The sequence below is a fragment of the Streptomyces sp. UNOC14_S4 genome, assembly GCF_020740835.1.
Classification (GTDB): domain Bacteria; phylum Actinomycetota; class Actinomycetes; order Streptomycetales; family Streptomycetaceae; genus Streptomyces.
Map to the genome: position 1 here is coordinate 1 of NZ_JAINFC010000378.1, position 7,581 is coordinate 7,581.

At 71.5% G+C, this 7,581-nt stretch carries 7 protein-coding genes and 2 pseudogenes; 5 read left to right on the forward strand and 4 right to left on the reverse strand.

Annotation, left to right across the window (positions count from 1 at the left end; all coding sequences use genetic code 11):
- A pseudogene (locus K6I34_RS27010) lies at window positions 1–873 on the reverse strand (glycosyl hydrolase); the annotation flags it as partial.
- Between the two features lie 441 nt (window positions 874–1,314).
- Here K6I34_RS27010 and K6I34_RS27015 point away from each other — a divergent pair.
- Window positions 1,315–1,713 (forward strand): GerW family sporulation protein, encoded by a 399-nt coding sequence (locus K6I34_RS27015; protein WP_229329571.1) that lies wholly within the window; start codon window positions 1,315–1,317, stop codon window positions 1,711–1,713.
- Window positions 1,714–2,054: 341 nt separating this feature from the next.
- Here K6I34_RS27015 and K6I34_RS27020 read toward each other — a convergent pair whose 3' ends face one another.
- Window positions 2,055–2,645, reverse strand: coding sequence for a snapalysin family zinc-dependent metalloprotease (locus tag K6I34_RS27020; RefSeq protein ID WP_229329573.1), 591 nt, complete (start codon window positions 2,643–2,645; stop codon window positions 2,055–2,057).
- Between the two features lie 328 nt (window positions 2,646–2,973).
- Here K6I34_RS27020 and K6I34_RS38705 point away from each other — a divergent pair.
- Window positions 2,974–3,159 (forward strand): annotated as a pseudogene (locus K6I34_RS38705) (cytochrome P450); the annotation flags it as partial.
- On the opposite strand, the gene K6I34_RS27030 reads toward K6I34_RS38705, so the two are convergent.
- Together K6I34_RS27030 and K6I34_RS27035 are read right to left on the reverse strand one after the other, a co-directional pair.
- Complete coding sequence (locus K6I34_RS27030; protein WP_308294064.1) at window positions 3,078–4,277, reverse strand: FAD-dependent oxidoreductase; 1,200 nt, start codon at window positions 4,275–4,277, stop codon at window positions 3,078–3,080. The pseudogene K6I34_RS38705 and the gene K6I34_RS27030 overlap by 82 nt on opposite strands.
- Before the next feature lie 241 nt (window positions 4,278–4,518).
- Entirely contained in the window at window positions 4,519–5,337 is an 819-nt protein-coding gene (locus K6I34_RS27035) for a helix-turn-helix domain-containing protein (RefSeq protein WP_229329575.1), read from the reverse strand.
- Window positions 5,338–5,456: 119 nt separating this feature from the next.
- Between K6I34_RS27035 and K6I34_RS27040 the strand changes: the two genes are divergently transcribed.
- From K6I34_RS27040 to K6I34_RS27050, 3 genes are all read left to right on the forward strand, one after another.
- Window positions 5,457–5,807, forward strand: a complete 351-nt coding sequence (locus tag K6I34_RS27040; RefSeq protein ID WP_229329583.1) for a nuclear transport factor 2 family protein — start codon at window positions 5,457–5,459, stop codon at window positions 5,805–5,807.
- Between the two features lie 148 nt (window positions 5,808–5,955).
- On the forward strand, window positions 5,956–6,528 hold the full coding sequence (locus K6I34_RS27045; protein ID WP_229329585.1) for a DUF6417 family protein: 573 nt from the start codon (window positions 5,956–5,958) through the stop codon (window positions 6,526–6,528).
- A 139-nt stretch (window positions 6,529–6,667) separates the two neighbouring features.
- The coding region (locus K6I34_RS27050) for a S9 family peptidase (RefSeq protein WP_229329587.1) at window positions 6,668–7,581 on the forward strand (914 nt) is incomplete at its 3' end.

Sequence of the window (7,581 nt, forward strand, 5' to 3'; positions counted from 1 at the left end):
CTCCAGCGCCCACGGTCCGGAGAGGTCCGTGGTGGAGTGCGACCACACGCCGCGGCTGGTGGCCGCCCACACGGTGTCACCGGCGAAACGCAGGGCATGGATGACCGTGCTCTCCAGCTCCGGTCCGCCGACCCGGCCGCCGGGCCGGAAGGTGCCGTGCCGGGGATCGGCGAGTACGTAGACGCCGGTGCCGACGAAGGAAGTCGCCCCGGTGTTGGATTCGCCGGTGGCGTACCAGAGACGCCCGGGGTGGTCGAGGGCGAGCGTACCCGTGGAGAGGGAGGGCAGGCTGTCGGCGATGGGCTGCCAATGCCCACCACCCGTACGGGAGCGGAAGACGCCGCCATTGGCACCGCCCGCGTAGACATAGCCCCGGTCATCGGCGGCGACACCGGTGATGCGGCCGGTGACGTAGCCGGCGCCGCCGCTGGAGTTGGAGTTGATGTCGCGGTAGCGGGGGTCGTCGGAGTCGTAAGGGCGCTGGGTGACATGCGACCAGCCGCCGTCGGTGCGGGGCATGGACTGCAACTGCCGCCAGGCGGCCCCGTAGGCACCGGGCGCCACCACGCCGGGCGCGGTGCGCGCCTCGGTGAACTGGGCGGATGCCTCGGCCGAGTTCCCGGCCTCGTCGGAACCGCCGTCCCCTCCGGGGGATCCGGTCCCCGGCCTCAGTGCGGCCGCCCCGTGTCCGGAGTGGACGAGGCGGCTGTGCTGCCGCCCGATGTCGGCCTGGTGGCGTGCGTGCCAGGGCCTGGGTCTGTGCTGGGGGTCGGTTGCTGCGTGGGACTGGGTGCTGACCAGCGCGAACGCTGCGCTCAGGACCGCGCAGGCCGCGTATCTCCGCCGATGTCTTCGATACCGCTGAGGTGTCATGCCTGTCCCTCCCTGCGGCGGCCGCCGGTGCGGCCGGGCCGAGGAGAGAGATTCTGGCGTGACCACGTCAGACAGGGAAGGTGGCCGCAGTACCGAGCCACTGCTTGCCCGGGCCTCTCGTACCTGCGCGGCCGCGGCCACGCACATCGGCCGGGCGACGACGGACGACGCCTGCCCTGCCGCTCGAAGGAACGGCTCCGCTGCGTTCGCGGTCATCTGCGGTGCGGTCGGTCGGGTGGCCGGGCAGGCGGGCGGCTGCCGACGGTGCGGGCTGAGACGCGTAGGATCCCGGCAACTGCCCTTCCCTGACGGCTCGTCCGAGGCGAAGGCCGTGATGTGCCCGGCTCCCTGCTGCGCAACCGATCCGCACGTGGCCCATGCCAGGCACCCCCGTATCCTCGGAACCGCCGACCGGTCCACCCGCCTACCCGGAGGTACCCGATGACCAGCCCAGACACACCGGACCAGCTCGTCCCGCAGGCCGACACGGCCGCAGCCCTGATGGAGCGCCTGGCCGAACAGCTCGGTAGCCGGGCCTCGGCGTCGGCCGTCTTCGGCGAACCCGTCACCAGCGGCGGAATCACCGTCATTCCGGTCGCCGAAATCGGCTTCGGATTCGCCGGGGGCACGGGCCCCGAAGCCGGAGCCGCCGGCACCGGCCAGGGAGGGGGCGGAGCCGGCGCCCGCCCCCGCGGCTACATCGAGATCAAAGACGGCACCGCTACCTACAAACCCCTCCGGGCCCCCTGGGTGAATGTCGCCGTACCGCTCACCACCCTCCTGGCAGGAACCGTCATCCCCCTGCTCGTTCGCCGCCTCGCCAAGCGCCGCTCTCGCTGAACAACCGCAACGGCGCACCAGGCATCGACTCGCGTACCGCCCTCTCGGGCGATCGGCTCACCACGCGGCGCCTGCCTCGCACTCCCCCGGTGCCGCTGGGCGCAGCGTACGGTCCGCCGACCGCTGGGGGCCGGTGCGTTGCGGCGCCCCGCAGGGCCCAGGGATGCCTCTACTGGCCCGGCAACGGCACGGCCGAGGACCTCGGCCACGCGTCCGGCACACGCCTCTGCCGGGTCCTGCTGTGGCGAGGAGGCAACCGTCCGGGCCGGAGGTCACGGCCCAGGTGGTGGCCGCCTGTCCGCCGGGGAAGGTTGCGATGACGCGGTAGGGGTGTCGGCCGGTCAGCGCGAACCGGTGGGAACCCGGCCGGACCAGATGTCGATCACCACCTGGTGGTGATGCGGGCGCACCGCCTGCGCGCCCGCGGCGTAGTTCCTGTCGACCTGCGCCGCCTCGGCCGCGTCCGGTTTGGCGTTCGTGCAGGACGTGCCGGGGCCGTGGCCGGACATGAGCTCCGTGCACGGACCGCTGTAGTCGTCGAGCAGCCCGAGGATGTGCCCGGTTTCGTGCGCCGCGATCCGGGTCGCGTCGTATCCCTCGTCCAGCGCTTGCCGGCCCAGTTGCACGTCACCGTTGCCACCGGGGAAGACCGGCCCCAACGTGCTCTGCGGCCAGCCGCTGGTCGCCCGGTAGATGTAGTCGGCCGAGCCTGGGGTGTTCGTCGGCTCCAGGCGCACGTTGTGCACTGCGTCGTTCCAGTTCTGCGCGGCCTGCTTGATCGCGCCCGCCCACTGACCGGCATCGCCGACGTCGTAGGTCAGGGTGATCACAGCCGGGGTCGCGCGTGGCGCGGAGTGCGCCGGAGCGACGCCGACCGTGGTGCTCAGCATGGCCGGGATGAGTGCCGTCAGGACGGCCATTCGCTTGATCATGAGACTGGTGCGCCTCCTTGGGTCTCGGCTGCTGCCCGCAGTAAACGAATACGTCGCGGACATGACAACCTCTCCGTCGGAGATCGGGCCCCGGCAGATGTCAAGTTGGCCTGAAACACACAGGAGTCGGCAGCGGATCGGGGGGAGGAGGGTGTTCTTCGACGGTCGTGAGACCGGACCGCTGATGCTGTCGCGGCTCTGGGTCTTCAAGGGCTCCGAGGACGATCCGGCCGTTCTCAGCGATCTCACCACCGGCGACCTGACCGATGCCGAACTCACCGGCATCGGCGTCCTGCTCCTCGCGGCGGGGCTGGACACCGCGGCCAACATGATCGCGGTGGGAACCTTTGCATTGCCGCGCCACCCGGACCAGTGGGCGTTGCTGTGTGCGGAGCCGGACCCGGCCGATTCGGCGGTCGAGGGGCTGATGCGCTACCTCACCATCGTGCCCAGCCTGCTGAGGGTGGCACTGGAAGACATCGAACTCGACGGCCACCTGGTGAAGGCCGGATCAACCGTGCCGCTGGCGTCATCGGCGGCCAACCGCGACCCGGCGATATTCGCCGATCCGCACACCTCCAGCAGCCTCGCGATCTCGTTGGCCGCCGTGCGGCCTGCCCGGTTGGCGCCGATGGTGCTGGCCGACGGGCCGTAGCCGACCAGGTGGATGCGCCGGTCGACAGCGGCGCGGGTGCCGTCCATCCGGATTCCGCCGCCCGGGCCGCGCAGGCCCAGCGGGGCCAGATGGGCGATCTCCGGGCGGAAGCCGGTGGCCCAGATGATCGCGTCCACCGGCAGTTCCCGATGACCCCAGGCCACCCCGTGCTCGGTGAGCCGGTCGAACATCGGACGGCGGTCCAGCGCCCCCAGCTCCTCGGCACGCTTGTACGCCACGCTCGGGCCCAGGCCTGTCACGCTCACCACACTGCGCACCGGCAGGCCCTGACGCACCCGTTCCTCGACCTTGGCCACCACGGCCCGGCCGTACTCGGGGGTGAACGGACCGTCGTGATAGACCGGCGGAGTCCGGGTCACCCATACGGTCTCCGCCACCTCGGCCACCTCCGACAGCACCTGGACCGCCGAGGCACCCCCGCCGACCACCACAACGCGCCGGCCGGTGAACGTCCGGGGACCCCGGTAGTCGGCGTAGTGCAGCTGACGTCCGGCGAAATGCCCGGGGTAGTGGGGAAGGAAGGGACGGGTCCAGGTACCGGTCGCGTTGATCAGCGCCCGCGCCGTCCAGTCACCTCGATCGGTCTCGACCCGCAGCCGGCCGTCGTCCAGCGAGCGCACCGCACGCACGCGGACGGGCCGGACCACCGGCAGACCGTGTCTGGCCTCGTACGCGGCGAAGTAGCCCGGCACCACATCGCGCGCGGAGGCGGCGGGGTCGGGCGCGGGCAGCTCGAAGTCGGGCAGGTCGTGGAAGCCGTGCACGGTCGCCATGCGCAGCGACGGCGAGCGGTGCGACCAGGCCCCGCCAGGCGCCGGGTCGGCGTCCAGTACGGCGAAGCCGTCGTACGGTGCGAAGCCACGCCGCCGCAGATGGTAGGCGGCGGACAGGCCGGCCTGCCCGGCGCCCACCACCACGACGTCGACATCACGATTGATTGCACCGTAAACAGTCATGCCGGTGAAACATCGGCCGATCACATCCTGTTCCCTCCCCCTTTCCTTCTCGGCCTGGTCGAGGCGATGCCGTCGGCCCTCGGGAGCTGATCCCGGCGCGACGGCGCTGCCTCGCGGTGCGCAGCGAGGGCGCGGCGGTAACCGACCGAGACGGTCTCCCGGGTCTTGGCCGGCCCGGTGGGCGCGACCGCCGTCTGCGGGTCCGCGCCGACGACAGCCGTTGCGGTGGGCGCGGCGAACTTCACCGCCTGGGCGTGTCCGGCGCGCTCGGGTGCGATGGCGGCTGCCGATCGAACCGGCGTCGGGTCTCGCCGTCGGCCGGCAGGAACGTCTCCAGGTGCAGCCCTTCCAGCGCGGCATCGGTGGCGGTGCTGAGAGTGGCGGAGGTACTGAAGAACCGGAGCGGGGTGCCGTCCATATCGATTTCGAGGGTGATCACCGGGCCTGTGCGGGGGGTGGCGGCATCGGATGTGTCGAGGTACCCGGCGATCTCTGCGGCAAGCTCGTGGTGGCGCTGGTCATGGGTGCGCTCGGCACGGTGGCTCACCTGCTGCAGCAGGTGGCTGCCCCACTCCGAGACATTGCCGATCCGGTCGGCCAGCCCGTCCGGATGCAGACAGACCCGGACCACATTGACCGGCGGCTCCAGCAGCTCCGGTGCACAACCGGCCAGCAACCGGTCGACGGCGGCGTTGGCGTCGACGATGTCCCAGTGATCGTCCAACAGCAGCGCGGGGTACGGCAGGTGGGCGTCGAGGAGTCGGCGCAGGCCGTCCATCACCACCGCGATCGATGCGTCGTCCAATCGGTGATCTTGGTAGCGCGGTGCGTAGCCGGCGGCGAGCAGGAGCCGGTTGCGATCCCGCAGCGGCACATCCAGGCTCTCGGAGAGGCGCATGAGCATCTCCGGTGTCGGGTGCGCCCTGCCGGTCTCCACCCGGCTGAGGTGCCTGGTGGAGACCCGCGACCGGTTGGACAGCTCCTGCTGGCTGAAACGGCGTCGTTCACGCCAGGTCCGCAGCAGTGCGCCGACCGGCGGGACTTCGGCTGCAACGCTCATGCCCGCGAGTCTAAGGGGCCGTGTCCGGGGTGCCATGACCTGTGAGGTCATGGACCGGGCGACCGGCCCGGGCCAGGATTCCGGACATCAGCCGATCGGGATGAACGGGAGAAATGATCATGAAGGACATCGTCCAGCAGTACCTGGCCACGTGGAACACGACCGGTGACGAGCGGGCGACATTGCTCTCCGAGCACTGGTCGCCCGAGGCGGCCTACACCGATCCGATGGCCGAGGTCTCCGGCCATGAGGGGATCGCGACGGTCGTCGACGGTGTCCAGGCGCAGTTTCCAGGGTTCGTGTTCTCCCAGATCGGTGAGGCCGACGCCCACCATCGCCAGGTGCGATTCCGCTGGGGCCTGGGTCCGGAGGGAGCCGAGCCGCTCGTGATCGGATTCGACGTCCTGGTGCTGGACGAGTCGGGCCTGATCCAGGACGTGCGCGGTTTCCTGGACAAGGTGCCGGCATGACGGCGCCGCGCGGGTACGTGATCGGCTACCTGAAGTACGGCCCCGCGCCCGCTCGGTCCGGCACCGGGCAATTCCTCCGATGCCCCGCGAGACACGGCGCGCCTCAGACATGATGCGCCCCGAGACCAGAACCGCCGGAAGGACACCCGTGGGCCTCAGTGACTCGGAGTACGAATCCCTCGCCGCCCTGCGCGACGGGCAACACCAGTATGAGCACGGGTGGGCCACCTACACCTCGCGTCTCACCCTGCGGGCTGTCGACCGTCTTCGATCGATGGGCCTGTGCGAGCTGGCCGACTTCGCCACCCGCGAGACCCTGCGCCCCGGACCGCCACAATGGGCAGCCCGTCTCACCCCGGAGGGCCACGACACCCTTGTCTACGTCCCCGAGCGCCGCGACACCCGCCCCGTACCGGCGGCCAACCACCCCGAAGGGACCCGGGAGATCACCCTCCGGCCGCAGGCCATGGACGCCGTACGGCTCTACCTCCGACTCGGCCCCCGTCTTCGCCAGCCCCCCGCACCCGGCCTGGAAGCAGCCGTCCGCGCGGCGCAGCGAGCCGACCACGGCAACATCTGGCACCTGCACGTCACCGAAGCCCAAGCAGCATCCATTGGCTACGCCCTGTGGCTGGAGACCCACGCGAAAACCGTGCGCTCGGCCCACTACCTCGCCCGCGAGCACGACGTACGGTACGAGCCCTTGAGACCTGGCGAGTAGTCAGGACGACGAAAGTCGAGGGGGCAGTCCCCCCGGGTCGGGCGCGGCAAACCCCCGCTCCCGTACGGGGGATGACCGGATGGGACAGGCGCGTGGTGCGCAGCAGAGTGGGGGTATGCGCCCTCGAATCCTTCGACGCGTGGCAGCCGCGTCAGCCGTGGCTGTTGCGGCGACTGCGCTGCTGACGGGCACCGCTGCCGCCGCCCCACCGGCTCCTGCGCCGGTCACGACCCGCTCCGTCTCCTTCACCGGCTCTGGCGGGCTCACCTTGCACGGCACCGTCTTCGCCCCCTCGGACTTCCCTGCCGAGGCGACCCGTAGACCCGGTCTGGTGATGGTCAGTGGTTCCACCAGCGCCGTGCACGCGACCCCCGCCACCACTGCCCTGCGCCCGGAGGCCGAGAGCTACGCCCGGCGCGGCGTCGTCACCCTCGTCTACGACAAGCGGACCGTCGGCTACTCGACCTTCCACCACGACTACGCCCAGCTGGGCGACGACGCGCTGGCCGCTCTGCGTGCCCTGGACCGGCAGCCTGGCGTCGACCCCGCGCGCAGCGGCCTGTGGGGGCTGAGCGAGGGGGCCTGGGCGGCGTCGCTGGCCGCCGCGAAGTCGCAGGATGTCCGGTTCGTCGTGACGATCGGCGCCGCCGGGCTGGACCCCGCCCGGCAGGCCGGCTGGGCCGACGAGCAGTTGTTCAGGCACGCGGGCATGTCCGGCTCCATGCCCGGCGCCGTGTCCCGTGCCCTGCGGCTGGTGTCGTCGGCGGGGCTGTACCCGGCGGCCGACTACGATCCGCTGCCCGCCTGGCGTCGGCTCCGCCAGCCGGTGCTGTTGCTGTGGGGCGACCGTGACCGGCGGGCGGTGCCGGCCGAGAGCAGTCGGCTGATCTCCGCGGCGCTCGCCCGGGGCGGCAACCGCCGGGTGACCGTCCGCTTCCTGCCCGGAAACCACGACCTGCACACGCCGGCCGACGACGGCTTCCCCCGCACCCCCACGCCGATCCCGGGCGCGGCCGACCTGGTGGCCGGCTGGATCAACGACCCCGCCCACAC

Bases quoted from the DNA above. Each gene is read 5' to 3' on its own strand.
- K6I34_RS27015 (WP_229329571.1), top strand. From the start codon at position 1,315: ATGACCAGCCCAGACACACCGGACCAGCTCGTCCCGCAGGCCGACACG.
- K6I34_RS27020 (WP_229329573.1), bottom strand. From the start codon at position 2,645: ATGATCAAGCGAATGGCCGTCCTGACGGCACTCATCCCGGCCATGCTG.
- K6I34_RS27030 (WP_308294064.1), bottom strand. From the start codon at position 4,277: ATGACTGTTTACGGTGCAATCAATCGTGATGTCGACGTCGTGGTGGTG.
- K6I34_RS27035 (WP_229329575.1), bottom strand. From the start codon at position 5,337: ATGAGCGTTGCAGCCGAAGTCCCGCCGGTCGGCGCACTGCTGCGGACC.
- K6I34_RS27040 (WP_229329583.1), top strand. From the start codon at position 5,457: ATGAAGGACATCGTCCAGCAGTACCTGGCCACGTGGAACACGACCGGT.